At 46.2% G+C, this 26,576-nt stretch carries 27 protein-coding genes and 1 tRNA gene; 27 read left to right on the top strand and 1 reads right to left on the bottom strand.

The genetic code is table 11. The annotated features are described in order from the left end of the window. Positions 1 to 28: 28 nt before the first annotated feature. The 26 genes from AOC33_RS07505 (at position 29) to AOC33_RS07380 (ending at position 24,599) form a co-directional block, all read left to right on the top strand. On the top strand, positions 29 to 682 hold the full coding sequence (locus tag AOC33_RS07505) for a phosphatidylserine decarboxylase (protein ID WP_089516371.1): 654 nt from the start codon (positions 29 to 31) through the stop codon (positions 680 to 682). A gap of 10 nt (positions 683 to 692) precedes the next feature. Next, a complete protein-coding gene (pssA, locus tag AOC33_RS07500; RefSeq protein ID WP_089516370.1) occupies positions 693 to 1,547 on the top strand; it encodes a CDP-diacylglycerol--serine O-phosphatidyltransferase in 855 nt (284 codons plus the stop codon). A 180-nt stretch (positions 1,548 to 1,727) separates the two neighbouring features. Further along, on the top strand, positions 1,728 to 3,272 hold the full coding sequence (locus AOC33_RS07495; RefSeq protein WP_089516369.1) for a 2-isopropylmalate synthase: 1,545 nt from the start codon (positions 1,728 to 1,730) through the stop codon (positions 3,270 to 3,272). A gap of 191 nt (positions 3,273 to 3,463) precedes the next feature. Continuing rightward, on the top strand, positions 3,464 to 3,733 hold the full coding sequence (rpsO, locus tag AOC33_RS07490; RefSeq protein ID WP_089516368.1) for a 30S ribosomal protein S15: 270 nt from the start codon (positions 3,464 to 3,466) through the stop codon (positions 3,731 to 3,733). Between the two features lie 221 nt (positions 3,734 to 3,954). Continuing rightward, positions 3,955 to 6,129 carry a polyribonucleotide nucleotidyltransferase gene (gene pnp / locus AOC33_RS07485; protein ID WP_089516366.1) on the top strand — a complete coding sequence of 725 codons (2,175 nt, stop codon included), beginning with the start codon at positions 3,955 to 3,957 and terminating at the stop codon, positions 6,127 to 6,129. 16 nt (positions 6,130 to 6,145) lie between these two features. After that, positions 6,146 to 7,159: an NAD(P)H-quinone oxidoreductase gene (locus AOC33_RS07480; RefSeq protein ID WP_089516364.1), complete on the top strand. Its 1,014-nt coding sequence runs from the start codon at positions 6,146 to 6,148 to the stop codon at positions 7,157 to 7,159. 11 nt (positions 7,160 to 7,170) lie between these two features. After that, a complete protein-coding gene (tpiA, locus tag AOC33_RS07475) occupies positions 7,171 to 7,929 on the top strand; it encodes a triose-phosphate isomerase (protein ID WP_089516362.1) in 759 nt (252 codons plus the stop codon). A 20-nt stretch (positions 7,930 to 7,949) separates the two neighbouring features. After that, the gene (secG, locus tag AOC33_RS07470) at positions 7,950 to 8,327 is read left to right on the top strand and encodes a preprotein translocase subunit SecG (protein ID WP_089516359.1); all 378 of its coding nucleotides are present in this window, start codon (positions 7,950 to 7,952) and stop codon (positions 8,325 to 8,327) included. Positions 8,328 to 8,396: 69 nt separating this feature from the next. Then, positions 8,397 to 8,481: transfer RNA gene (locus AOC33_RS07465), tRNA-Leu, on the top strand. Positions 8,482 to 8,570: 89 nt separating this feature from the next. Next, the gene (locus AOC33_RS07460) at positions 8,571 to 8,930 is read left to right on the top strand and encodes an NADH-quinone oxidoreductase subunit A (RefSeq protein ID WP_089516357.1); all 360 of its coding nucleotides are present in this window, start codon (positions 8,571 to 8,573) and stop codon (positions 8,928 to 8,930) included. Between the two features lie 9 nt (positions 8,931 to 8,939). Beyond that, positions 8,940 to 9,422, top strand: a complete 483-nt coding sequence (locus tag AOC33_RS07455) for a NuoB/complex I 20 kDa subunit family protein (RefSeq protein WP_089516355.1) — start codon at positions 8,940 to 8,942, stop codon at positions 9,420 to 9,422. Between the two features lies 1 nt (position 9,423). Further along, on the top strand, positions 9,424 to 10,017 hold the full coding sequence (locus tag AOC33_RS07450; protein ID WP_089516354.1) for an NADH-quinone oxidoreductase subunit C: 594 nt from the start codon (positions 9,424 to 9,426) through the stop codon (positions 10,015 to 10,017). A gap of 2 nt (positions 10,018 to 10,019) precedes the next feature. Then, positions 10,020 to 11,273: an NADH-quinone oxidoreductase subunit D gene (locus AOC33_RS07445; RefSeq protein WP_089516352.1), complete on the top strand. Its 1,254-nt coding sequence runs from the start codon at positions 10,020 to 10,022 to the stop codon at positions 11,271 to 11,273. A gap of 16 nt (positions 11,274 to 11,289) precedes the next feature. After that, positions 11,290 to 11,793: an NADH-quinone oxidoreductase subunit NuoE gene (gene nuoE, locus AOC33_RS07440; RefSeq protein WP_089516350.1), complete on the top strand. Its 504-nt coding sequence runs from the start codon at positions 11,290 to 11,292 to the stop codon at positions 11,791 to 11,793. After that, positions 11,790 to 13,085, top strand: coding sequence for an NADH-quinone oxidoreductase subunit NuoF (gene nuoF / locus AOC33_RS07435; RefSeq protein ID WP_089516348.1), 1,296 nt, complete (start codon positions 11,790 to 11,792; stop codon positions 13,083 to 13,085). The genes nuoE and nuoF overlap by 4 nt, the downstream gene beginning before the upstream one ends. Before the next feature lie 29 nt (positions 13,086 to 13,114). Beyond that, positions 13,115 to 15,421: an NADH-quinone oxidoreductase subunit NuoG gene (nuoG, locus tag AOC33_RS07430; protein WP_089516346.1), complete on the top strand. Its 2,307-nt coding sequence runs from the start codon at positions 13,115 to 13,117 to the stop codon at positions 15,419 to 15,421. Further along, positions 15,418 to 16,494 (top strand): NADH-quinone oxidoreductase subunit NuoH, encoded by a 1,077-nt coding sequence (nuoH, locus tag AOC33_RS07425; protein ID WP_089516344.1) that lies wholly within the window; start codon positions 15,418 to 15,420, stop codon positions 16,492 to 16,494. Before nuoG ends, nuoH begins: the two co-directional genes overlap by 4 nt. Before the next feature lie 15 nt (positions 16,495 to 16,509). Beyond that, on the top strand, positions 16,510 to 17,001 hold the full coding sequence (gene nuoI / locus AOC33_RS07420) for an NADH-quinone oxidoreductase subunit NuoI (protein WP_089516342.1): 492 nt from the start codon (positions 16,510 to 16,512) through the stop codon (positions 16,999 to 17,001). Continuing rightward, positions 16,998 to 17,624 (top strand): NADH-quinone oxidoreductase subunit J, encoded by a 627-nt coding sequence (locus tag AOC33_RS07415; protein WP_245835635.1) that lies wholly within the window; start codon positions 16,998 to 17,000, stop codon positions 17,622 to 17,624. Before nuoI ends, AOC33_RS07415 begins: the two co-directional genes overlap by 4 nt. A 39-nt stretch (positions 17,625 to 17,663) precedes the next feature. Continuing rightward, on the top strand, positions 17,664 to 17,972 hold the full coding sequence (gene nuoK / locus AOC33_RS07410) for an NADH-quinone oxidoreductase subunit NuoK (RefSeq protein ID WP_089516340.1): 309 nt from the start codon (positions 17,664 to 17,666) through the stop codon (positions 17,970 to 17,972). Positions 17,973 to 17,982: 10 nt separating this feature from the next. Continuing rightward, positions 17,983 to 20,049, top strand: a complete 2,067-nt coding sequence (gene nuoL / locus AOC33_RS07405) for an NADH-quinone oxidoreductase subunit L (RefSeq protein WP_089516338.1) — start codon at positions 17,983 to 17,985, stop codon at positions 20,047 to 20,049. Positions 20,050 to 20,072: 23 nt separating this feature from the next. Then, on the top strand, positions 20,073 to 21,539 hold the full coding sequence (locus AOC33_RS07400) for an NADH-quinone oxidoreductase subunit M (protein ID WP_089516336.1): 1,467 nt from the start codon (positions 20,073 to 20,075) through the stop codon (positions 21,537 to 21,539). A gap of 24 nt (positions 21,540 to 21,563) precedes the next feature. Beyond that, the gene (gene nuoN, locus AOC33_RS07395) at positions 21,564 to 23,045 is read left to right on the top strand and encodes an NADH-quinone oxidoreductase subunit NuoN (protein ID WP_089516334.1); all 1,482 of its coding nucleotides are present in this window, start codon (positions 21,564 to 21,566) and stop codon (positions 23,043 to 23,045) included. Positions 23,046 to 23,047: 2 nt separating this feature from the next. Next, on the top strand, positions 23,048 to 23,368 hold the full coding sequence (locus tag AOC33_RS07390; RefSeq protein ID WP_089516332.1) for a DUF2818 family protein: 321 nt from the start codon (positions 23,048 to 23,050) through the stop codon (positions 23,366 to 23,368). 24 nt (positions 23,369 to 23,392) lie between these two features. Next, positions 23,393 to 24,007 (top strand): NUDIX domain-containing protein, encoded by a 615-nt coding sequence (locus tag AOC33_RS07385; RefSeq protein WP_089516330.1) that lies wholly within the window; start codon positions 23,393 to 23,395, stop codon positions 24,005 to 24,007. 79 nt (positions 24,008 to 24,086) lie between these two features. Next, positions 24,087 to 24,599 carry a DUF1178 family protein gene (locus tag AOC33_RS07380; protein ID WP_089516328.1) on the top strand — a complete coding sequence of 171 codons (513 nt, stop codon included), beginning with the start codon at positions 24,087 to 24,089 and terminating at the stop codon, positions 24,597 to 24,599. A gap of 62 nt (positions 24,600 to 24,661) precedes the next feature. Here the strand turns inward: AOC33_RS07380 and AOC33_RS07375 are convergent, their stop codons facing one another. Then, the gene (locus tag AOC33_RS07375) at positions 24,662 to 24,904 is read right to left on the bottom strand and encodes a hypothetical protein (RefSeq protein WP_143744031.1); all 243 of its coding nucleotides are present in this window, start codon (positions 24,902 to 24,904) and stop codon (positions 24,662 to 24,664) included. A gap of 100 nt (positions 24,905 to 25,004) precedes the next feature. Between AOC33_RS07375 and AOC33_RS07370 the strand changes: the two genes are divergently transcribed. Further along, positions 25,005 to 26,498, top strand: coding sequence for a CoA-acylating methylmalonate-semialdehyde dehydrogenase (locus AOC33_RS07370; RefSeq protein ID WP_089516324.1), 1,494 nt, complete (start codon positions 25,005 to 25,007; stop codon positions 26,496 to 26,498). Positions 26,499 to 26,576 lie beyond the last annotated feature (78 nt).

Genomic DNA, 26,576 nt, shown 5'->3' with positions numbered 1-26,576 from the left:
AATAAAAAGATCCAGAAAGAGAGACAACATGGCAGTTCATTACCCGCATCCAATCATTGCAAAAGAAGGTTGGCCACATGTGGCCATCGCGGGTTTTGTATTGTTCGTGATTCATTCCACCGCAGGGTGGGCATGGTCTTGGCCTTTCTGGATTATTTTTATTTTTGTGGTGCAGTTTTTCAGAGATCCGGGTCGTCCAATTCCTTTGACCAAAGATGCTGTTTTATCGCCAGCGGATGGTCGAGTCATCATTGTTGAAAAGGGATTTGATCCATACGCCAATCGTGAAGCGCTCAAGATCAGTGTTTTCATGAACGTCTTCAATGTGCATTCCAATCGTTCTTCTGTGAATGGCACGATCAAGCGCATTGAGTATTTCCCAGGTAAGTTTGTGAATGCTGATTTAGATAAAGCATCCACAGAAAATGAACGCAATGCTGTGGTGATTGATGCCAATGGTCAAACCATCACTTTGGTTCAGGTGGCTGGCTTGATTGCTCGCAGAATTCTTTGCTACGCACATTTAGGCGATAAGCTTAAAAAGGGCGAGCGTTATGGTTTTATCCGTTTTGGCTCAAGAGTGGATGTGTATTTGCCTCTGACTGCAGAGCCATTGGTCAGTGTTGGCGACAAAGTATCTGCAACCAGCACGGTACTAGCCAAATTGCCTGGATTGGACTAAAAAGTAGTCTATGACGACATTTCGACGTAGAAAAACAAGATTAACCAAAAATTTACCCAGTAATGTGACGCCTTTGCGTCGCAATGATTGGGCTGGCCCTGATCAAGAGAATCTCGGTCGACCACGTAACCGTGGCATCTATTTATTGCCGAATGCTTTTACAACCGCTAATTTATTTTGCGGTTTCTTTGCCATTGTCCAGGCCATGAACCAGCGTTTTGAATTTGCTGCGATTGCGATTTTTGTGGCTTTGGTCATGGATGGTATGGACGGTCGTGTCGCTCGTATGACCAATACCCAAAGTGCTTTTGGTGAACAGTACGACTCACTCACTGACATGGTTTCTTTTGGCGTGGCACCCGCTTTGATTGCTTATGAGTGGGTTTTAAAAGATTTGGGCAAGTGGGGCTGGTTGGCTGCATTTGTTTTCTGTGCAGGAGCTGCTTTGCGCTTGGCACGATTCAATACCAATATCGCTGTGGTTGATAAACGATTTTTCCAGGGTTTGCCAAGCCCTGCTGCTGCTTCTTTGATTGCAGGTTTTGTTTGGTTGGCTGTGGATAATAAATTGCATGTTCAGGAGCTGGCATTGCCATGGGTGATGTTTGCTTTGACTATTTATGCGGGTATCACGATGGTCTCAAATGCCATGTTCTACAGTGGAAAAGCATTGGATGTGCGCTACAGAGCACCCTTTGGCGTCATGATTCTGATCATCTTGGGTTTTGTTTTGGTGTCCAGCGATCCGCCCGTGGCTTTATTTGGTTTGTTTGTGGCTTATGCGATCTCGGGCTATGTTTTTTGGGTATGGCAAAAAATTGTCTTGCGCAAGAAAAAAGCTTCAGATATGCTTTCTAACAATTAATTCATTTTTTGTGTATATTGGAGTTTATGAATACAAGTTTGTCACTGCTGCTACTTTTAGGACTAGGTCAAAACCTGGGGTCGGTGCACGCTTAAACACTTAGAGTCAAAGCAAACAACACGAACCCCAGTCCTGCTGGGGTTTTTTATTTAGTAAATTTAGTTAGTTCGGGAGCGAGTCATGACAGATAAATTGATTATTTTTGATACCACTTTGAGAGATGGTGAGCAGTCACCCGGTGCTTCAATGACCAAAGATGAAAAGGTCAGGATTGCAAGACAGCTTGAGCGTCTTCGAGTGGACGTGATTGAGGCAGGCTTTGCTGCCAGCTCTGATGGAGACTTTGCGGCGATCAATGCGATCGCTCAAGTCATCAAGGATTCGACTGTTTGCTCTTTGGCCCGCGCCAATGAAAAAGACATCGGCCGAGCTGCTGATGCCTTGAAGGGTGCTAACTCTAAGCGCATTCACACATTCATCGCCACATCGCCATTGCACATGGAAAAGAAGTTGCGCATGACACCCGATCAAGTGTTCGAGCAAGCCAAAGCCGCTGTGCGCTTTGCTCGTAATCACACCAACGATATTGAGTTTTCACCAGAAGATGGTTACCGCTCTGAAGTGGATTTCTTGTGTCGCGTGCTTGAGGCTGTGATCAAAGAGGGTGCCACAACCATCAATGTGCCTGACACGGTTGGTTATGCTGTTCCTGAGCTTTATGGCAACTTCATCAAAACTTTGCGTGAGCGCATTCCAAATTCTGATAAAGCCATTTGGTCGGTGCATTGTCACAATGACTTGGGCATGGGTGTCGCTAATTCATTGGCGGGCGTGAAGATCGGTGGAGCTCGTCAAATTGAATGCACCATCAATGGTTTGGGAGAGCGCGCCGGCAACACTTCTTTAGAAGAAGTTGTGATGGCGATCAAAACCCGCAAAGATTACTTTGATTTGTCCGTGGGCATTGATACAACTCAAATCGTGCCAGCCTCTAAGATGGTTTCTCAAATCACAGGTTTTGTGGTTCAACCAAATAAAGCAGTGGTTGGTGCTAATGCGTTTGCCCACGCCTCAGGTATTCACCAAGATGGCGTTTTGAAAGCTCGTGATACCTATGAAATCATGCGTGCAGAAGATGTGGGTTGGGCAGCCAATAAGATTGTTTTGGGCAAATTGTCTGGCCGAAACGCATTCAAACAGCGTTTGCAAGAATTGGGTATCGAGTTGGAGTCTGAGGCAGAAATGAACGATGCCTTCTCTAGATTCAAGACCTTGGCTGACCAAAAAGCAGAGATTTTTGACGAAGATATCACCGCAATTGTGGGCAATAATGCTGAAGAGGCTAGTGACCACTATCGTTTTATCTCAATGTCACAAAGGTCTGAGACTGGGGAGCGCCCATTTGCCAAAGTTATTTTCAAATCTGGTGGAGAAGAGTTCACTTCTGAGGCTGAAGGCAATGGCCCAGTAGATGCAACCTTGAACGCGATTGAATCGAAGGTCAAAAGTGGTGCTGAGCAGTTGTTGTATTCGGTCAATGCAATCACGACTGGAACTGAGTCTCAGGGCGAGGTCACGGTGCGTCTTGCCAAGGGTGGGCGGATTGTGAATGGCGTTGGCACGGATCCGGACATTGTGGCTGCTTCAGCCAAGGCTTATTTGGCAGCTTTGAACAAGTTATACGACCCGGCTCAACAGAAATTGAACGCTCAAATGGCTGTTTGAGGCCAAATAGGCTATAATTTCGGCACTTTCTGGGAATTTCCCAAAAAGTGCCGAAGTCTTTGATTTCTTTAATCAGTAAAAAGCAAATCAATAACTTCTGGGTTTTTTCAACAATTCGCACGACATATCGGGTCAGAGACCAATATTTATTGAATCTCAAGCTCGTTTGTTCGCAAGTATGGAGTTTAAAAATGGCTATTCTTACAGCTAATAAAGCCGTTATTGTTAAAGATAACGCACGTGCAGCAAATGACACAGGCAGTCCTGAAGTTCAAGTTGCTTTGTTAACTGCTCGCATCAATGATTTAACACCTCACTTCAAAGCAAATGCTAAAGATCACCACAGCCGTCGTGGCTTGTTGAAGATGGTTAGCCGTCGCCGTCGTTTGCTCGACTATTTGAAGTCAAAAGATTTTGATCGTTATCGCGCTTTGATTGATAAGCTCGGTCTACGTAAGTAATTCCGACAATGCCTGCCTCAGTTTGACTTTGGCAGGCATTATCGTTTTGAGCGGTCGGTGGCTGCTCGCAGTACAGGACCCGTGTCATTCCAAAGACAGGTTAACTCTTCTCTCTAAGCCTTTCTTTGGAATGGCATCCTTACTCCGCATAGCCCCTAATTGCTCCAGTGCTGCCATAGCGCTGATTTTCTATGGCAAATGTTGATTGGAGATATACATAAATGACGATGTTTAATAAAGTAGTAAAAAGTTTTCAATGGGGTTCACACACTGTTCGTATGGAAACTGGTGAGATCGCTCGCCAAGCAGGTGGTGCAGTTTTAGTTGATGTGGATGACACAGTGATTTTGGCTACAGTGGTTGGCGCAAAAAATGCCAAGCCAGGTCAAAACTTCTTCCCACTCACAGTTGATTATTTAGAGAAGACATACGCTGCCGGTAAGATTCCTGGTGGTTTCTTCCGTCGTGAAGGTCGTCCTTCAGAAGGTGAAACACTGATTTCTCGTTTGATCGATCGTCCATTGCGTCCTTTGTTCCCAGAAGGTTTCTTGAACGAAGTGCAAGTGGTGATTCATGTGGTATCGATCAACCCAGACGTACCTGCCGACATCCCTGCATTGATTGGTGCTTCAGCAGCTTTGGCTGTTTCAGGCATTCCATTCAATGGCCCAGTGGGCGCGGCTCGCGTGGGTTACAAAGATGGTCAATACATGTTGAACCCAACACGCACTGAGCAAGCCACAAGTCAATTAGATTTGATCGTTGCTGGTACTCAATCTGCTGTGTTGATGGTTGAATCTGAGGCTTATCAATTATCTGAAGAGATCATGTTGGGCGCGGTTGTTTATGGTCATGAGCAAATGCAAACAGCGATCAATGCGATCAATGATTTGGTGCGCGAAGGTGGTAAGCCTGAGTGGGATTGGCAAGCAGCTCCAAAGAATGAGCCAATGATTGCTAAGGTCACTGCATTGGCTGAAGCTGGTTTGCGTGAAGCGTATCAAATTCGTCAAAAGCAAGCTCGTTCAACTAAGTTGAAAGAAGTGACAAAAGATGTCATGGCCAAGTTGGCTGAAGATGGTGAATTTGATGAAGTTGAAGCTAACAACATCATGTTTGACATCGAAGCAAAGATTGTTCGTAGTCAAGTATTGAACGGTGAGCCACGCATCGACGGTCGTGATACACGCACTGTTCGTCCAATTGAAATTCGCACAGGCGTATTGCCACGCACTCACGGTTCTGCATTGTTCACTCGTGGTGAGACACAAGGTTTGGTGGTTGCAACTTTGGGTACGGCACGCGATGAGCAAATCATTGATGCCTTAGAGGGTGAGCAACGTGATCGTTTCATGTTCCACTACAACATGCCTCCGTTCGCTACTGGCGAAACAGGCCGTGTAGGTAGCCCAAAGCGTCGCGAAATCGGTCACGGTCGTTTAGCTAAGCGTGCTTTGATTCCAGTTTTGCCAAGTGCAGAAGAGTTTGCTTATAGCTTGCGCGTTGTTTCAGAAATCACTGAGTCAAATGGTTCATCTTCAATGGCTTCTGTTTGTGGCGGCTGTTTAGCGATGATGGATGCTGGTGTTCCTGTGAAGGCCCACGTGGCTGGTGTAGCGATGGGCTTGATTTTGGATGGCAATCGTTTCGCTGTTTTGACAGACATCTTGGGTGATGAAGATCACTTGGGCGACATGGACTTCAAGGTAGCTGGTACATCAAACGGTATCACTGCATTGCAGATGGATATCAAAGTACAAGGTATTACGAAAGAGATCATGCAGGTTGCTTTGGCCCAAGCTAAAGAAGGCCGTTTGCACATTTTGAGCAAGATGCAAGAATCCATGAGTGGCGTTCGCACAGAGTTGTCTGAGCACGCTCCACGCATGGTGACAATCAAGATTCATCCAGACAAGATCCGTGAAGTGATTGGTAAGGGTGGCGCAACAATCCAGGCTTTGACCAAAGAAACTGGTACTAGCATTGATATCACTGATGATGGTCTTGTAACGATTGCTTCAACAAGTGCTGAAGGCATGGAAGAAGCGAAGCGTCGCATTGAAGGCATCACAGCTGAAGCTGAAGTAGGCAAGATCTACGAAGGCCCAGTGGTGAAGTTGCTAGAGTTCGGTGCCTTGATCAACATTCTTCCAGGTAAAGATGGTTTGTTACATATTTCAGAAATCGCCAATGAGCGTGTGAAAGATGTGAAAGATTACTTGCAAGAAGGTCAAGTTGTGCGCGTGAAGTTATTGGCTGCTGATGAGCGCGGACGTTTGCGTTTGTCATTGAAGGCTGCGTGTGCTGATGAAGGAACAAGCATTGCTCCTTTGAACGGTGCTGCACCTCAAGCTGATGCTGCACCTGCAGACCAAGCTGAACAGCAACAGCAATAATCTGAGCTAAGACGGCATGCGTGCTGTTGAAATCAGCCATTATGGTGGCCCTGAAGTTTTAAAGGCGGTGGTAAGACCTGATTTGGTCTTACCGCTTCCTGGTTCTGGTGAAGTGTTGATCAGAGTCAGAGCTGCAGGGGTCAACCGTCCTGACGTTTTGCAACGTCAAGGCTTCTATCCTGTCCCTCCTGGTGGAACAGATTTACCTGGTTTGGAATTGGCCGGTGAAATCATTGGTGGTGACATCGCACACCCTGATAACTTTTTTAGTTTTGAAGTGGGTAGTCGGGTTTGTGCCTTGGTGGTTGGTGGTGCTTATGCGGAGTATTGCATCGCTCCATTGGCGCAATGCTTGCCAGTGCCTATGGGGTTGTCGGATGTTGAAGCAGCGAGTATTCCGGAAACGTTTTTCACGGTTTGGAGCAATGTCTTTGATCGTGGGCGTTTAGGCTTGGATGGTCGAGGCAAAGAAACCTTGTTGGTTCATGGTGGCAGCAGTGGCATTGGTGTCGCAGCCATTCAGTTGGTGACTGCTTTGGGCCATGATGTGCTTGTGACTGTAGGAAGTGATGAAAAAGCTGCTGCCTGTAAAGAGTTGGGGGCAGTGTTGGCGGTGAACTACCGTACCCAAGACTTTGTTGAAGAAGTTAAATCCTTTACAAAAGGCAAAGGTGCCAACGTTGTTTTAGATATGGTGGCAGGCCCTTATGTGGGTAGAGAAATTAATTGTTTAGCAGATGATGGCCGAATTGTGATCATTGCTAATCAGGGCGGTAAAATTTCAGAAGTAGATGTGGGTCAAGTTTTGCGTAGACGTTTGACCATCACTGGATCAACCTTGAGATCTAGATCGGTTGATTTCAAGGGTGCGATTGCAAGGTCATTGAGAGCGTACGTTTGGCCATTGCTGGAGTCTAAAAAGATCAGACCAGTGATACATGAAGTATTTGAATTAGAGGCTGCTGCTAAGGCCCATCAATTGATGGAATCAAGTCAGCACATTGGTAAGATAGTATTAACTGTTAATTAAACGAGACTTTAATGAGACCCTTGACCATCATTGGCAACTGGAAAATGAATGGCAGCTTGGCTGCCAATCAGCAACTCATTGAAGAGTTATTGAGCAGCAAAGATTTTTTAGCCAATCTGCAAGGTGTGCGCACTGGTTTATGTGTGCCTTATCCATACTTATCGCAAGTCAGCCAATTATTGGCCAAGTCATCCATTGCTTGTGGCGCCCAAGATGTTTCTGATCATCCTAATGGGGCATACACGGGCGACGTCAGTGCAAAAATGTTGCAAGATTTTGCTTGTCAGTATGTGATTGTTGGTCACTCTGAGCGTCGTCAATTTCATCAAGAGGGTGATGGCTTGGTGGCCAGAAAAGCAAAAGCCTGCTTGCAAGCCAACATCACTCCCATCATTTGTGTGGGTGAGACAGAGGCTGAACACGATGACGGCAAAACCTTGACCGTTGTGCGCCGTCAGTTACAGGCTGTTTTAGATTTGCTACAAGGCCAAATTGCGTCTTGCGTCATTGCTTATGAGCCTGTTTGGGCGATTGGCACTGGAAAAGTGCCTACCCCGGCTCAGGCTCAAGATGTGCACAGAGAGTTGCGTTTGCAGCTGGCTAAATTTGATGATGAAGCAGCCTCAAAAGTGGCAATTTTGTATGGCGGCAGCCTAAAGCCTGATAATGCTAAAGATTTGTTGGCGATGCCAGATATTGATGGTGGTTTGGTGGGTGGTGCATCGTTGAATGCAAAAGATTTTTTGGCTTTATGCCAAGCATGTAAATAAATTTGTTTTTGGAGACTTAGATGGAATTGTTAAAGACTATATTGGTTGTGCTGCAGATCATTTCTGCGATTGGTGTGATTGCCTTGGTTCTGATTCAGCAAGGTAAGGGCGCCGATATGGGCGCAGCTTTTGGTGGTGGTTCTTCAGGCGGCTTGTTCGGTGCTGCGGGTTCAGCCAACTTCTTGTCACGCGTGACGGCTGTGTTTGCCACAATCTTCTTCTTGTCCACTTTGGGAATCACTTTATTTGGTTCAACCAAGTCACAAAACGCAGGTGTTCTATCAGGTACCAGCGCTCCTGTGACAGCCCCAGCTGCTGAAGTTCCAGCGCCAGCAACAGCTGCGCCAGGTTCACCAGTCGCTCCAGTGACCGGATCTGGTCAAAGTGTCCCAAGATAAGCCCTAAAAAGCTTAAAAAACTCCTCTAGAAAATCGGCAATAAGCTAAAATCTAAGGGTTTTACCGTATGCCGTCGTGGTGGAATTGGTAGACACGCTATCTTGAGGTGGTAGTGGCGTAAGCTGTGCGAGTTCGAGTCTCGCCGACGGCACCAAACAGGGGGTTTTGTCGCTTGTCAGAAAGCTGCAAGACCAATTAGTGAAAATATGTAAGTGATACTTAGAGTTACGAATTGGAACGCTCTTGAACTTAGAAGCTTATTTTCCCGTTTTACTATTCATCCTAGTGGGGATTGGTGTTGGCTTGGCTCCCATGGGCCTTGGCAAATTGCTCGGAGCGAATAAGCCCGACGCTGAAAAAATCTCTCCTTACGAGTGCGGATTTGACGCATATGAAGATGCGCGCATGAAATTTGATGTGCGTTACTACTTGATCGCCATTCTTTTTATCTTGTTTGACCTAGAAACAGCATTTCTATTCCCTTGGGGCGTGGCCTTGTCTGAAATTGGTTGGGCTGGCTACATATCGATGCTGATTTTTTTGTTGGAATTCGTGATTGGCTTTGCCTACATCTGGAAGAAGGGCGCCCTTAACTGGGAGTGACGATAAAACATGGCTATTGAAGGTATCTTAAAAGAAGGTTTTGTCACCACATCGGCTGATAAGCTCATTAACTGGACGAGAACAGGTTCTCTTTGGCCAATGACTTTTGGTTTGGCCTGTTGTGCAGTTGAAATGATGCACGCTGGTGCTTCACGTTACGACTTGGACCGTTTCGGTGTTGTGTTCAGACCATCACCGCGCCAATCTGATTTGATGATTGTGGCCGGTACTTTGTGTAACAAGATGGCCCCAGCTTTGCGCAAGGTGTATGACCAGATGCCTGAGCCACGTTGGGTGATCTCGATGGGATCATGCGCTAACGGCGGCGGTTACTACCATTACTCTTATTCTGTGGTTCGCGGTTGCGACCGCATTGTTCCTGTGGACGTTTATGTTCCTGGGTGTCCTCCAACTGCTGAAGCTTTGATGTACGGCATCATTCAATTGCAAGCCAAGATCAAGCGCACCAGCACGATTGCGAGAAAGGCCTGAAATGTCAGACACTCTATCCGTGCTTAAAGATCGCTTAGAAAAAGTATTGGGCAAAAAAGTTTCACGTTTGCACGAGGCCTTGGGCGAACTTACTTTGGTGGTGCGTTCAGAAGATTATTTGGAAGTAGCAACAACTTTGAGAGATGAGCCAAGTTTAGGCTTTGATCAGTTGATGGACCTTTGTGGTGTTGACTACAGCGAGTACGACAACGCAACGTGGGAAGGTCCTCGTTTTGCTGCTGTGAGTCACTTGTTGTCTGTGAAACACAATTGGCGTTTGCGTCTACGTGTGTTTGCACCTGTTGATCATTACCCATTGGTGGCCTCAGTAACGCCCATCTGGAATTCAGCTAATTGGTTTGAGCGTGAAGCATTTGACTTATATGGCATCTTGTTTGACGGCCATGATGATTTGCGCCGTATTTTGACGGACTATGGCTTCATCGGTCATCCGTTCAGAAAAGATTTCCCGATCTCTGGCAACGTAGAAATGCGTTATGACCCAGAGCAAAAGAGAGTTATTTATCAACCTGTCACGATTGATCCTCGCGAGGTAACTCCTCGAGTGATCCGCGAAGAAAGCTACGGTTCTTAATCATGGCTGATATTAAAAATTACACCCTGAATTTTGGCCCACAGCATCCTGCGGCGCACGGTGTGTTGCGTTTGGTTTTGGAGTTGGATGGTGAAGTGATTCAACGCTCAGACCCGCACATTGGTTTGTTGCATCGTGCCACTGAAAAATTAGCAGAAACCAGAACTTGGGTGCAAAACGTTCCATACATGGATCGTTTGGACTACGTTTCAATGATGGCCAATGAGCACGCTTATGTGATGGCGATTGAAAAACTATTACAAGTTGAAGTGCCAGAGCGCGCCCAATACATCCGTGTGATGTTTGACGAGATCACACGCTTGCTCAATCATTTGTTGTGGATTGGTTGTCATGGCTTGGACGTGGGCGCGATGGCGGTGTTCTTGTATGCCTTCCGCGAACGTGAAGATTTGTTTGATATGTACGAAGCCGTTTCTGGTGCTCGCATGCATGCTGCCTACTATCGTCCAGGTGGTGTGTACCGTGATTTACCAGACACCATGCCTCAGTACTTGGCCAATAAGATTCGTGGTGAAAAGGCTGTGAAGAAATTGAACGAAAACCGCCAAGGTTCTTTGTTGGATTTCATTGAAGATTTCACCACCAGATTTCCAAAGTATGTCGATGAGTACGAGACTCTCTTAACGGATAACCGCATTTGGAAGCAGCGTTTGGTGGGTATTGGTGTGGTTTCACCAGAACGTGCTTTGCAACTTGGTTTCACGGGTGCGATGTTGCGTGGCTCAGGCATTGAATGGGATTTGCGTAAAAAGCAACCGTACGAGGTTTACAGCAAATTAGATTTTGATATTCCTGTGGGCGTTAATGGCGACTCTTACGATCGTTACTTGGTTCGTGTTGAAGAAATGCGCCAGTCCAACAAAATCATTCAGCAATGCGTTAAATGGTTAAGAGCTAATCCTGGTCCAGTGATGAGTGATAACCACAAAATCACAAGTCCAAAACGTGTGGACATGAAGTCCAATATGGAAGAATTGATTCACCACTTCAAACTGTTCACAGAAGGCATTCACGTGCCGGCAGGTGAGGCTTATGCTGCCGTTGAACATCCAAAGGGTGAGTTTGGTATTTATGCAATTTCTGATGGTGCTAACAAACCTTACCGTTTGAAGATCCGTGCCCCAGGCTTTGTGCATTTATCAGCATTAGATGAAATGGCAAAAGGCCACATGTTGGCTGATGCTGTAACGATTATTGGTACGCAGGACATTGTGTTCGGCGAGATTGACCGCTAAAAGGATAAGAGAGCATATGTTTTCCCCACAAGCTCGCGCTGAAATCAATCGCAATATTGCAAAGTACCCGGCCGATCAAAAACAGTCGGCTGTGATGGCTGCATTGGTGGTTGCTCAAGACCAATATGGATGGGTCACGCCTGAGTCAATCGAAGAAATTGCGGCCATTTTAGAAATGCCACCGATTGCTGTTCAAGAGGTTGCAACGTTTTACAACATGTACGACACCAAGCCTGTTGGCAAATTCAAATTAGCTGTTTGCACCAATTTGCCATGTGAACTATCTGGCGGCACTCGTGCTGGTGAGTACTTGAAGAAGAAGTTGGGCATTGATTACAACGAGACCACGCCTTGTGGCACTTTCACCTTGAAAGAGGGCGAGTGCATGGGTGCTTGTGGTGATGCGCCTGTGGCGATTGTGAACAATAAAACCATGTGCAGTTTCATGAGCAATGACAAATTAGATGCTTTGATTGATGAACTGAAAGCCAAAGCAAATGCGGCTGGAGGTGCAGCATGACCAGTTTGCACACACGGCACATTCAGCCTTTGATCCTTAAGGGTCTTGATGGTAATAATTGGCGTTTAAAAGATTACGTGGCGCGTGGTGGTTATGCGCAGCTCAAAAGAATTTTGACGGAAGGCATTACACCTGAAGCGGTGATTGCTGAAGTAAAAGCCTCTGGTCTGCGTGGCCGAGGTGGTGCAGGTTTCCCAACCGGTTTGAAGTGGAGCTTTATGCCACGTCAATTCCCTGGTGACAAATACTTGGTGTGCAACACCGACGAAGGTGAGCCTGGCACATTCAAAGATCGCGACATCATGCGTTATAACCCGCATGCTTTGATTGAAGGCATGGCGATTGCTGCTTATGCGATGGGTATTGCGGTTGGTTACAACTACATTCACGGTGAAATTTGGCACGAGTACGCTCGTTTCGAAGAGGCTTTAGAAGAAGCTCGCGCCGCTGGATTCTTGGGTAATAAGATTTGTGGTTCTGAGTTTTCATTCCAATTGCATGCTCATCATGGTTGGGGTGCATACATCTGCGGCGAAGAGACAGCACTTTTAGAATCCTTAGAAGGTAAAAAAGGTCAGCCACGTTTCAAGCCACCTTTCCCAGCAAGTTTTGGCTTGTACGGTAAACCAACCACGATCAATAACACTGAAACATTCTCGGCTGTGCCATTCATTTTTGAAATTGGTGGTGAGGCTTATGCCAAGATAGGTAAGCCTAACAATGGTGGCACAAAGATCTTCTCAATTTCTGGTGATGTGGAACGTCCTGGTAACTATGAGATTCCATTGGGCACATCCTTTGCCACTCTTTTAGAGTTGGCTGGTGGAATGCGCGGTGGTAAAAAAATCAAAGCAGTGATCCCTGGCGGTTCATCAGCTCCTGTTGTTCCAGGTGCAATGATGATGGAGACAGGTATGGATTACGACAGCATTGCTAAAGCTGGCTCAATGTTAGGTTCTGGTGCGGTGATCGTGATGGATGAAACGCGTTGCATGGTGAAGTCATTGTTGCGTTTATCTTATTTCTATCACGAAGAATCTTGTGGCCAGTGCACCCCATGCCGTGAAGGCACGGGTTGGTTGTGGCGCATTGTGAATCGCATTGAGCACGGAGAAGGTCGCCCAGAAGACTTGGATCTTTTGAACGACGTTGCGGCGAATATTCAAGGTAGAACAATTTGTGCATTGGGTGATGCTGCGGCAATGCCTGTGCGTGGCATGTTGAAGCATTACATGGATGAGTTTGCGTATCACGTTGAGCACAAGCGCTGCATTGTGCCGGCATACGTTTAAGCATTCGAAGAGATCGACAGGAAAATAAGATGGTTGAAATCGAAATTGATGGCAAAACAGTAGAAATCCAACAGGGTTCTATGGTGATGGATGCGGCTAAGAAAATTGGCACGCACATCCCTCATTTTTGTTATCACAAGAAATTGTCGATTGCGGCTAACTGTCGCATGTGTTTGGTTGAAGTGGAAAAAGCACCAAAACCTTTGCCTGCTTGTGCAACTCCAGTAACGCCTGGCATGAAAGTGTTCACGCATTCAGAAAAAGCAGTTCAGGCACAAAAATCAGTGATGGAATTTTTGTTGATCAACCATCCTTTGGATTGCCCGATTTGCGATCAAGGTGGTGAGTGTCAACTGCAAGACTTGGCGGTGGGTTACGGTAAAACCACATCGCGTTACGATGAAGAAAAGCGCGTGGTCTTCCACAAGAATGTGGGCCCATTGATTTCAATGGAAGAAATGAGCCGTTGTATCCACTGCACTCGCTGTGTTCGTTTTGGCCAAGAGATTGCTGGTGTGATGGAGTTGGGCATGCTCAACCGCGGCGAGCATTCAGAAATCACTTCATTCGTTGGTAAGACCGTTGACTCAGAATTGTCTGGCAACATGATTGACCTTTGCCCGGTCGGCGCATTGACCAGCAAGCCATTCCGTTACTCAGCGCGTACTTGGGAATTGGGGCGCAAGCGCTCTGTGAGCCCACATGATTCAATGGGTTCTAACGTGGTGATGCAAACCAAAGCCAATCAAGTATTGCGCACGGTGCCTTTAGAAAATGAAGCCATCAATGAATGCTGGATCAGCGATAAAGATCGCTTTGCTTATGAAGGTTTGAACAGCAAAGACCGTTTGAAAAATCCAATGGTCAAGCAAGACAATCAATGGATTGAAACAGACTGGGAATCTGCTTTAGATTACGTGGCACGTTCTTTGTCATCCATCAAAGAAGACCATGGCTCTGATGCCATCGCTGCTTTGGCTCACCCAATCTCAAGTGTTGAGGAGTTATATCTTCTTAAAACACTCATGACTGGTTTGGGTTCTAACAACACTGAAACACGTTTGCGTTCGCAAGATGTGAGTGGCGCGGCGACTGCGCCATGGTTGGGCATGAAGATTGCTGATGTGAGCCAATTACAAAGAGCTTTCTTCATTGGTAGCTTCTTGCGTAAAGATCAACCTTTGTTGGCAGCCAGAGTTCGTGCAGCCACCAAGCGTGGTTTGAAAGTCACTCGTTTAGGCGCTAGCACCGAAGACTGGTTGATGCCAGTGGCTGCCAGTGCTCAAGTTTCACCAGCAAATTGGCCAGCAGAGTTGGCGGGCATTGCTGCGGCGGTTGCTCAAGCGAAGGGCGTGAGTGCTCCAAGTAATGCAGCCATCAGTGCACAAGCAAAAGCCATTGCGGATAGCTTATTAAGTGGTGAGCGCAAAGCGGTGTTCTTGGGTGCGGCAGCGATGGCTCATCCACAGTTCTCGCAATTACATGCTTACGCTCAGTTCATTGCAAATCAAACTGAAGCAACTTTGGGATTCTTGCCTGAGGGTGGTAATGCCGTTGGCGCACACATTGTTAAGGCTGTTTCTGCATCAGGCATCAATGGCTTGTTAGCTAAAAACCTCAAAGCAGTCTTGCTGATGAACATTGAACCTGGCGCAGACTTGCCAGATCCACAATTGGCCAAGCAAGCTTTAGCAAAAGCTGGCACGGTGATTGCCATGACGGCATTTGACAGCGCTGAACTTCGTGAAGTTGTCGATGTTCTGTTGCCTATCACGCCTTACACAGAAACTTCTGGCAGCTTCATTAATTTAGAAGGTAGCTTGCAATCCACACAAGCGGTGGTCAAGCCTTTGGGCTCAGCTCGTCCTGCTTGGAAAGTACTTCGTGTTCTAGGTAATTTGATGAGCATGGATGGTTTCTACTTCAACAGCTCTGATGAGGTTTTGGATGAAGCGGTTCCTAAAAACTTTGCTGAACAGTTAAACAACACCACATCTGCTGCTCCTGCAATCACCAGCACATTCACACCGGCGATTGAGCGTTTGGCCGATGTGACGATTCATTCAACCGATGCGATTGTGCGTCGTGCGCCTGCTTTGCAGTTGACGCAAGATGCGAAGAAGGCACTGAAGTTGGGTGTGCCAACTGATCTCATGATGCAACTGCAACTAAAAGAGGGTGATGTTGTGCGTGTCACTCAAGCTGGATCTTCAGTGAATATGCCAGTGACAGAAGAGCGTGCTTTGACCAGTGGTGTTGTCAGACTTTCTGCAGGCACAGCATTCAGTGCTCAATTGGGTGGAATGTTTGGTCAATTATCTGTGGAGCGTGTATGACCGACTTTATTCAGACAATCAACACCCACGGTTTAGCTCTCTTCGGTGAGATGGCTTGGCCCATCGTTTGGACCTTGATCAAGATTGTGACCATTGTTCTTCCAATGTTTGGGTGTGTGGCTTATTTGACTTTGTGGGAGCGTAAGCTCATTGGTTGGATGCACGTTCGTTTGGGGCCTAATCGTGTGGGTCCTTTGGGCTTGTTGCAGCCAATCGCTGATGCTCTTAAGTTATTGCTCAAAGAAGTCATTATTCCAAGTAAGGCCAGTAAGGTCTTGTACATCGTCGCTCCCGTGATGGTGATTGCTCCTGCATTTGCTGCTTGGGCAGTAGTACCATTCCAAGCAGACATGGTTCTGGCCAATGTGAACGCCGGTTTATTGTATGTGATGGCCATTACGTCTGTTGGTGTGTATGGTGTGATCTTGGCTGGTTGGGCATCTAACTCTAAATACGCTTTCTTAGGAGCGATGCGTGCTTCAGCTCAAATGGTTTCATATGAAATTGCGATGGGCTTTGCATTGGCTGCTGTGTTGGTTATCTCTGGCACTTTGAATTTGAGCGACATCGTGAAGTCTCAGCAAACGGGTTACTTCGCTAGCATTGGCTTGAACTTCCTTTCTTGGAACTGGTTGCCATTGTTGCCAATGTTCTTGATTTATTTCATCTCAGGTGTTGCTGAATTGAACCGTCATCCATTTGACGTGGTTGAAGGTGAATCTGAGATTGTTGCTGGTCACATGATTGAATATTCAGGCATGGCCTTTGCGATGTTCTTCTTGGCTGAATATGCCAACATGATTTTGATCGCTGCTTTGACCTCTATTTTGTTCTTCGGTGGTTGGGCTCCGATTGTTGACTTGCCAATCTTGCGCGATATCCCAGGTATTTTCTGGTTGATTGCCAAGACATTCTTCTTCTTATCTTGTTTTATTTGGTTGCGTGCGTCATTCCCACGTTACCGCTATGACCAACTCATGCGTTTGGGTTGGAAGGTATTTATTCCCATCTCGATCTTCTGGATCTTGTTGGTCGGTGCTTGGGTCTTGTCACCCTGGAATATTTGGAAATAAGGCGAGGATTTAAAAATGTTCCAACGTATCCGCGAATTCTTTGGTAGCTTGCTCTTAAAAGAGTTGTTACAAGGCATGGCTTTGACTGGTAAGTATTTGTTCAAGCCAAAGATCACTGTTCAGTACCCTGAAGAAAAAACACCAATGTCTCCACGTTTTCGTGGTTTGCACGCTTTGCGTCGCTACCCGAATGGTGAAGAGCGTTGCATTGCTTGCAAGCTGTGTGAAGCAGTGTGCCCTGCCATGGCCATCACAATTGAATCAGATCAGCGTGATGATGGTACGCGCAGAACCACTCGTTATGACATCGATTTAACCAAATGTATTTTCTGTGGCTTTTGCGAAGAGGCTTGCCCAGTAGATGCGATTGTTGAGACGCATATTCATGAGTATCACGGCGAAAAGCGTGGTGACTTGTATTTCACGAAAGACATGTTATTAGCAGTGGGTGATCGTTATGAAAACGAAATCGCTGCCAATAAAACAGCGGATGCTAAATACAAATGATGCTAGAACCTAAATCAATCCTCTTTTATATCTTTGCAGCCATTCTGATCATGGCTGCTTTGCGCGTTATCACTGCACGCAACCCAGTTCACGCTGCATTGTTCTTGGTTTTATCTTTCTTCACAGCGGCTGCTATTTGGATGTTGTTGCATGCTGAATTCTTAGCTATTTTGTTGGTCTTGGTTTACGTTGGTGCGGTGATGGTTTTGTTCTTGTTCGTGGTCATGATGCTAGACCTGGACTTGGATCATTTGCGCAAAGGCTTCAAGCAATACATGCCAGTCGCCTCTTTGGTGGGTGCGGTCATTGTGGCTGAGATGGCAATTGTGTTGATTCGTGGCTTTATCGGTACCACTCAGCCAATCAGAAACATGGATCCTGAAGTAGCTGCTAATAACACCAAGGCATTGGGTATCTTGCTTTACACCGAGTACCTCTTCAGCTTTGAAGTTGCGGGCATTATTCTGTTGGTGGCCATCATTTCTTCAGTGGCTTTGACTTTGCGTCGCCGTAAAGACACCAAGACTCAAGATATCCCTGATCAAATTCGCACAAGAAAAGAAGATCGTGTGCGCATGGTCACCTCTATGAATGCTGATTCATCAGCCAACAAAGAATCTTAGGACAGTGATGATGAGACATTTCGGAAAAAGGATTTATTCATGACAATCACCTTGGCTCATTACCTCGTGTTGGCTGCCATCTTGTTTGCAATTGGCGTGGTTGGCATTTTCTTGAATCGCAAGAACATCATTGTTTTGTTGATGTCTTTGGAATTGATGTTGTTGGCCGTTAATTTGAACTTCATTGCCTTCTCTCACTATCTGGGAGATATGGCTGGCCAAGTGTTCGTATTCTTTATCTTGACTGTGGCAGCTGCTGAAGCAGCCATTGGCTTGGCAATTTTGGTCACGATGTTCCGTAAGCTAGACACAATCCATGCTGAAGACCTCGGACAACTGAAGGGTTAAGACAGATCATATGACTACTCCAATCTTGAATCCTCTTGTATTGCTGGCTATTCCACTGGCTCCATTGGTAGGTGCTGCGATTGCTGGTTTATTCGGCACTAAATTCTTGGGCAATCTCATTGGTCGCTCAACTGCACACACGGTCACAATTTTAGGTGTGGCTATCTCATGCATTTTTTCATTCATGGTCTTGAATGACGTGATGGCAGGTGCGCGATTCAACGAAACCATCTATACCTGGATGCAATTGGGTGAGTTGAGTCTTGAAGTTGGTTTCTTGGTCGATCCATTGACTGCCATGATGATGGTGGTGGTGACCTTCGTCTCTTTGATGGTGCACATTTACACCATTGGTTATATGGCTGAAGACGAGGGTTACGCTCGTTTCTTCTCCTACATTTCTTTATTCACCTTCTCCATGTTGATGTTGGTGATGAGCAATAACTTCTTGCAGTTGTTCTTTGGCTGGGAAGCTGTTGGCTTGGTCTCTTATTTATTGATTGGTTTCTGGTACAAGCGACCAACCGCGATTTTTGCCAATATGAAAGCCTTCTTGGTCAACCGTGTGGGTGACTTTGGTTTCATTCTGGGCATTGGTCTTTTATTGGCTTATACCGGCAGCATGAGTTATGACGGCGTGTTTGCTCAAAAAGATTTGTTGGTTCAACAAGTCTTGCCTGGTACTGATTGGAATTTGGTCACAGTGGCCTGCGTTTGCTTGTTCATCGGCGCGATGGGTAAGTCTGCACAATTCCCATTGCACGTTTGGCTACCAGACTCAATGGAAGGCCCAACACCAATTTCTGCTTTGATTCACGCAGCCACGATGGTGACAGCAGGTATTTTCATGGTGAGCCGTATGTCACCATTGTTTGAGTTATCTGATGCAGCCTTGTCATTTGTGTTGATCATTGGATCAATCACTGCTTTGTTCATGGGCTTCTTGGGCATCGTACAAAACGATATCAAGCGCGTGGTGGCTTATTCAACTTTGTCACAACTCGGTTACATGACAGTGGCTTTGGGCGTGTCTGCTTACCCAATCGCCGTATTCCATTTGATGACGCACGCTTTCTTCAAGGCATTGTTGTTCTTGGGAGCGGGTAGTGTGATCATGGGCATGCACCACGATCAAGACATGCGCAACATGGGTGGCTTGTGGAAGTACATGCCAATCACTTGGTTCACGTCTTTGTTGGGTTCTTTGGCTTTGATTGGTACACCTCTTTTCTCAGGCTTCTACTCAAAAGATTCGATCATTGAAGCGGTTGCTAAGAGCACCATCACTGGCTCTGGCTTTGCCTTCTTTGCTGTGATGGCCGGTGTATTTATCACGGCTTTCTACTCATTCAGAATGTACTTCTTGGTGTTCCACGGTAAAGAGCGTTTTGGTCAAGCTCATCACGACCATGGTCATGATGCTCATGACGCCAAGGACGATCATCACGATGACCACCATCATCATGGTTTAGCACCAGGTCAAAAACCACATGAGTCTCCATGGGTGGTGACATTGCCATTGGTTCTATTAGCGATTCCTTCAGTGATTGTGGGTTACTTCACGATTGGCCCAATGTTGTTTGGTGACTTCTTTGGTAATGCCATTTTTGTTGATGTGACCAAGCACGTGGCCATGAAAGAATTGGCGGATGCCTTCACAGGTCCTTTGGGCATGGTCGCTCACTCATTACACACGCCTGTTTTGTATTTGGCGCTGGGTGGTGTGGTGACGGCTGCAGTCTTTTATCTGTGGTTACCTCAGATTCCGGCCTTCTTTGCGCGCGTATTGGCACCAGTTAAGACGATTCTTGATAACAAGTACTACATGGATGATTTCAACCAAGCGGTGTTTGCCAAAGGTGCAAGAGTCTTGGGTACTGGTTTATGGAAACGTGCTGATCAGGGATTGATTGACGGTTTAGTTGTGAACGGCAGCACACGGGTGATTGCTTGGTTCTCAGCAAACGTGCGTCAGGTGCAATCAGGTTATTTGTATCACTATGCATTTGCGATGATTCTTGGCTTGATTGCTTTGATCGGCTGGATTTTATATACCCACTTGGGCTCCATTAAATAAAACAATAGATATAGCGCCCCAATATGATTCTTTCTTTCTCAATCTGGTTACCGATCATTTTCGGTTTGATTATTTTGTTCACTGGTTCGGACAACAGCAAGGGCTATGTTCGCATCATGGCTTTGATCGCTTCTTTGATCAGCTTTACGGCAACCTTGCCATTGGTCACAGGCTTTGATACCAGCACTGCAGCCATGCAGTTTGTGGAGCAAGTATCTTGGGTGCCGCGCTATGACATCAATTACTTCTTAGGGGTTGATGGTATTTCAATGTGGTTTGTTGTTTTAACAGCCTTTATCACGGTGATCGTGGTGGTTGCAGCATGGGAAGTGATCACGGTCAACGTATCTCAGTACATGGCAGCCTTCTTGATTTTGTCTGGTTTGATGATTGGTGTATTTGCCTCATTGGACGGCTTGTTGTTCTATGTTTTCTTTGAAGCTACTTTGATTCCGATGTACATCATCATTGGTGTGTGGGGCGGTCCAAATCGTGTGTACGCAGCCTTCAAGTTCTTCTTGTACACCTTGCTGGGCTCACTTTTAACTTTGATTGCCATTTTGTATCTGTACAACGTGACAGACACATTCAATATTCTGACTTGGCACAAAGCCAAACTTGACATCGTTGAGCAAGTGCTGATTTTTGGCGCATTCTTCATGGCCTTTGCGGTCAAAGTGCCGATGTGGCCAGTTCATACATGGTTGCCAGATGCCCACGTAGAGGCGCCAACAGGTGGCTCAGTCGTCTTGGCTGCGATCATGTTGAAGTTGGGTGCCTATGGTTTCTTGAGATTCTCATTGCCGATTGCACCGGATGCAAGCCAATATCTTGCGCCTGCCGTGATTACGCTGTCGTTGGTGGCGGTGATCTACATTGGTTTGGTGGCCTTAGTTCAGGCTGATATGAAAAAGCTCGTGGCTTATTCATCGATTGCACACATGGGTTTCGTTACTTTAGGATTCTTCATCTTCAACCCAATGGGTGTTGAGGGTGCGATTGTGCAGATGATTTCTCATGGCTTTATTTCCGCCGCCATGTTCTTGAGCATCGGCGTTCTTTATGACCGCATGCACTCACGCCAAATTGCTGATTACGGCGGTGTGGTCAACACCATGCCTAAATTCACAGCCTTTGCCGTGTTGTTTGCCATGGCCAATTGCGGACTGCCAGCAACTTCAGGTTTCGTGGGCGAGTTCATGGTTATTTTGGCGGCCGTTGATTACGACTTCTTGATCGGTATCTTGGCAGCGACTGCCTTGATCCTAGGTGCTGCTTATTCATTGTGGATGACCAAGCGAGTGTTCTTTGGTGATGTTGGCAATCAACACGTTGCAGAGTTGACTGATATCAATGCGCGTGAATTTTTAATCATGAGTGTCTTGGCCATTTTCACGATTGGCATGGGCGTTTATCCAAAACCATTCACTGATGTGATGCATGTTTCTGTTATCGAGCTTTTAAAGCACGTGGCAGTTAGCAAACTTTAATCCTGAAAGAGGAAAGAGATACTTATGCAATCGATTGATCTCATTGCGATGTTGCCGGAGCTGGTGCTCCTGACGGTAGCATGTTTGCTATTAATGACTGTTTTCATGAATGAGCCACAGGCATCAGACGAAGATATTTTTTATGCGCCACGTGGCACTGAATTGGCCTACAAAATCAGTTTAGCCTTGTTGCTAGGGTTGAGCTTTGCATTTGGTTTGCAAGCGGTTGATCAACCTGTGCACGCCTTCAATAATTTATTCATAGTGGATGCCTTATCAAGCATCCTGAAGTCAGTGGCTTGTTTGGCCGTTTTCGTGACTTTGGTTTACTCAAAGCAGTATTTGATCGATCGTGGCTTATTCAGGGTGGATTTCATTGTTTTAACCTTGTTGGCTTTGATGGGCCAATGCGTGATGATTTCTGGCTCTAACTTGTTGACGCTTTACTTGGGTTTAGAGCTATTAGCGCTACCAACCTATGCCTTGGTTGCGATGAAGCGTGACTCTGCTCTGGGTACTGAAGCTGCGATGAAGTACTTTATCTTGGGTGCCTTGGCTTCTGGTTTCTTGTTGTACGGTATGTCAATGCTTTACGGCGCAACAGGCAGCCTTGATCTTGATGAAATCTTAAAAGCAGTGGGTGACCAACGCATCAACCGTTTGGTATTGGCTTTTGCGGTTGTGTTCATTGTGTCAGGCTTGGCGTTCAAGTTAGGCGTGGCACCGTTTCACATGTGGGTACCTGATGTGTATCAAGGTGCGCCAACCGCTGTGACATTGATGATTGCAGGCGCACCAAAGGTGGCGGCTTTTGCATTGTTATTCCGCTTATTGGTGGGTGGCTTGCTGCCATTGACCAATGATTGGCAACCAATGATCATGATCCTGGCAGTGATGTCTTTGGTGATTGGTAACTTGACGGCGATTGCGCAAACCAATCTCAAGAGAATGTTGGCTTACTCAACGATTTCTCACATGGGCTTCATGATTTTAGGCATGTTGTCGATTTTTGATGAGCACGCTTATAGCGCTGCTTTGTTTTACGCGGTAACCTATGTGTTGACCACTTTGGGCTCATTTGGTTTGTTGATGATTCTATCTCGCAAAGGATATGAATGCGAAACACTCGATGATCTTAAAGGTTTGAACCGCCGTCATCCATGGATGGCATTCATTGGTTTGATCTTGATGTTCTCTTTGGCGGGCATTCCTCCAACAGTGGGCTTTGCCGCAAAGTTATCAATTCTTGAGGCCTTGATTGACAGTGAGCATTTGTATCTTGCAATCATCGCTGTGATGGCTTCATTGGTGGGCGCATTCTATTACTTGCGCGTTGTTAAATGCATGTACTTTGATGAGCCAATTCAAACAGCGCCAATCGAAGGCGGCTTGGTTGTTAAAACCGTGTTTACCTTGAACGGTCTATTTGTTTTGTTGTGCGGTATTTTCCCAGCAACATTGATGGCACTTTGCTTGAGTGCCATGTCAACCACTTTATTGAGCTAATCATGACACCTGCTAGCCTAAGCATTGAATCTTGGAGTTTGATTTTGGTGGCCTTGATGGCCGCCAATGCTGCTTATGCTAGCCGTAAATTTTTATTCTTTAAAACACTCGAAGATAAACACGTGGGTTGGTGCTTATTGGAAATGGGTGTTTGGTACGCTCTGATTGGTTTGATTGGGTATTCATTGGAAAGCATGATTGGTAATGTCTTTCCAAAGCGTTGGGAATTCTTTGCGGTCAGTTTGTGCTTATTCTTTGTGGCTGCCTTCCCAGGCTTCACTTGGCGTTTTCTGATGAAGCATCGCAATGATGCTCGTGGCTAAGCGTCACTTTATTTCATTAGCCTTATGAGTTCCTCTGAGTCAAACCCTAAGTCAAACTCTGAGCCAGAAAAAAGTTTCTCTGATTTATCTGAATCTGATGGGCACTTGCGTGAGCATCGAACATCTTCTGAAGATGTTTATTTGGGAAAATTCCTGCACTTAAAAAAAGACATCGTTCAGTTGCCAGATGGCAACACCACTTATCGTGAGTATTTGATTCACCCTGGGGCAGTGGCAATCATGCCGATCTTGAATGATGGTCGAATCTTGCTAGAGAGGCAGTTCCGTTACCCTGTGGATGCCGCCATGATTGAGATTCCTGCAGGTAAATTAGAACTTGGTGAAGATCCACTCTTGTGCGCCCAACGCGAACTCTTAGAAGAGACTGGTTACTCAGCTAAATCTTGGGAGTTTCTTGGCAGAATTCATCCAGTGATTTCTTATTCAACTGAAATCATCGATATTTATCTCGCCAAAGATTTGACTTTGGGTGAGCGAGCCTTGGATGAAGGCGAATTCTTGGATGTATTTGCCGCCAGCTTGGATGAAATGCATGAGTGGATTGCTAGCGGAAAGATTACAGACGTTAAGACCATCATTTCTGTTTACCATTTGGCCAGACGTCTCAAAAAACTTTGAAAAATCAAAAATAAAACAGAAATCAATTAAGTAATTAAAATAGTAAATATATTAATTAGTCATAAGTCAGCCTTGCCCCATGAAAGTCTATAACCTCGCTTGCCATCTTGATCACCACTTTGAAGGGTGGTTTGCTTCTGAAGCTGATGCTCTGTCTCAGCAGGAATCAGGCTTGCTCACTTGCCCTGTGTGCGATAGCAAAGAGATTGTGCGTTTACCTTCTGCCCCAAGAATTTCTAAACGCGCCAGCCGTGAATTGGTGCCCACCAATCAATCGGCAGTCCAAGCCAATAGCTCTGCGGGTGTGAACCGCGACGCAGGTCAATCCATGGTTTTAACTGGTTCAGAGCACGCGCACTTACAGGCTCAGGTTCAGGCCACGGTGATGAAGGCGATGAGAGAACTCATCAATAAGACCGAAGACGTGGGTCATGACTTTGCTGAAGAAGCCAGAAAAATACACTACCAAGAAGCCCCTGAAAGAAGTATTCGTGGTCATGCCACGATTGATGAAACAGCAGAGCTTCGTGAAGAGGGTATTGAGGTAGTTTCTTTACCGGTCTTTCCGGCCTTAAAAGACACCTTGCAGTAATCGAAGGCAATTCGAAATAAGCCCAAGTTATCAGGGACGAATTTCTTTAGCGCCCCGGCAAATTAATTGGGAACCACCCTCTGTTGGCGGCTGAAGTCTTGAACTGGAACTTCACTGGGTTTTAGGCGTTTTTCACAGACATTTTTACCCTCAAATACCCGCATCACCGAGCAGTCATGCCCCGTACCCTCGGATGCGGCATGATCGGTCAAACTCTTTCCGGTAGTCACTGTGGTGCCAACGCTGGCAGCAGTCAAAGGATAGGCTGCCACCATGGCGCATGCTGATAATTGCCCTAGGGCCAATAACGCAGCAAAAAGCTTGAGAAAAAGTCTAAAAACGGTCAATTGGGTAGAATATTGGTAAAGTTGTAATTCTAAGAATATAAATGAAGTAGGAGACAAAATGTCAGAAACTATCGGACACCATATCAATGGTGAGGTCATTCGTTTTGGCGGCTCAACTGCCCCAGTGTATGAGCCTGCAACAGGTCAAGTTCGTGCCAATGTAGAGTTAGCTTCGGTCGACGGCGTAGCCAAAGCGGTTGCTGCAGCCAAAGCTGCTTTCCCAGCATGGTCAACCACTCCTGTGACGCGTCGTGCGAAGGTCATGTTCAATTTCAAGGCCATCATTGAGGCACGTATCGATGAAATGGCAGAAGTGATCACCCGTGAACACGGTAAAACATTTGATGATGCCAAAGGTGAGATTCAGCGTGGTTTAGAAGTCGTGGATTTTGCTTGTGGCATTCCTCAGCTTTTAAAAGGTGAGTACACCGAGCAAATCGCCAAGGGCATGGATGCATGGACCATGCGTCAAGCACTTGGTGTGTGCGCAGGTATCACGCCATTTAACTTTCCAGCGATGGTGCCAATGTGGATGTACCCAGTGGCCATTGCCTCTGGCAACACATTTGTACTAAAGCCTTCAGAAAGAGATCCTTCAGCTACTTTATTGGCTGCTAAGTGGTTGGAAGAAGCTGGTTTGCCAAAAGGTGTCTTTAACGTTGTGCAAGGCGATAAAACCGCTGTAGACGCATTATTGAATCACCCTGATGTCAAAGCCATTAGCTTTGTTGGATCAACTCCAATTGCTTCTTATATTTATGAAACAGCTGCAAAAAATGGCAAGCGTGTTCAAGCTTTGGGCGGAGCCAAGAATCACATGGTGGTGATGCCTGATGCCGACTTAGATCAAGCAGTGGACGCATTAATGGGCGCTGCTTACGGTTCTGCTGGCGAGCGTTGTATGGCGATTTCAGTGGCGGTGGCTGTTGGTGATGTGGCTGACGCCTTGATTGAAAAACTATCGACTCGTATCAAGAAACTCAAAGTTGATAACGGTTTAACTCCTGGTGCTGAAATGGGCCCATTGGTGACCAAAGTTCATTTGGATAAGGTCACAGGTTATGTGGACGCTGGTGTTAAAGAAGGCGCAAAGTTGGTGGTCGATGGCCGCAACTTAAAAGTAGCTGGTTGTGAAAATGGCTTCTTCTTGGGCGGTTGTTTATTCGACAACGTGAAGCCTAATATGAGCATCTACAAAGAAGAAATCTTTGGCCCAGTGTTGAGCGTGATGCGTGTTGATGATGTTGCTACAGCGATTCAATTGATCAATGATCATGAGTACGGTAACGGCACAGCAATCTTCACCAGAGACGGCAACACTGCCCGTGAATTTGTGAGCCGCATCCAGGTGGGTATGGTGGGTGTGAACGTGCCTATTCCAGTGCCGATGGCCTTCCATTCATTTGGTGGTTGGAAGCGTAGTTTATTTGGCGATCATCACGTGCATGGTCCAGAAGGTGTGCGTTTCTACACTCGTATGAAGGCTGTGACTCAGCGTTGGCCAGAAACCATTGCTCAAGGTCCTAGCTTTAGCATGCCAGTGAATGGCTAATGGATCGAATCCTTAGATAATTTACCTAACTTAAACCAATCCATTTGATTTTTATCAATTTGGAATAAATCATGGGGG

This window comes from Polynucleobacter cosmopolitanus, assembly GCF_002224225.1.
GTDB lineage: Bacteria > Pseudomonadota > Gammaproteobacteria > Burkholderiales > Burkholderiaceae > Polynucleobacter > Polynucleobacter cosmopolitanus.
This window is presented reverse-complemented; position numbering and strand designations above follow the sequence as displayed.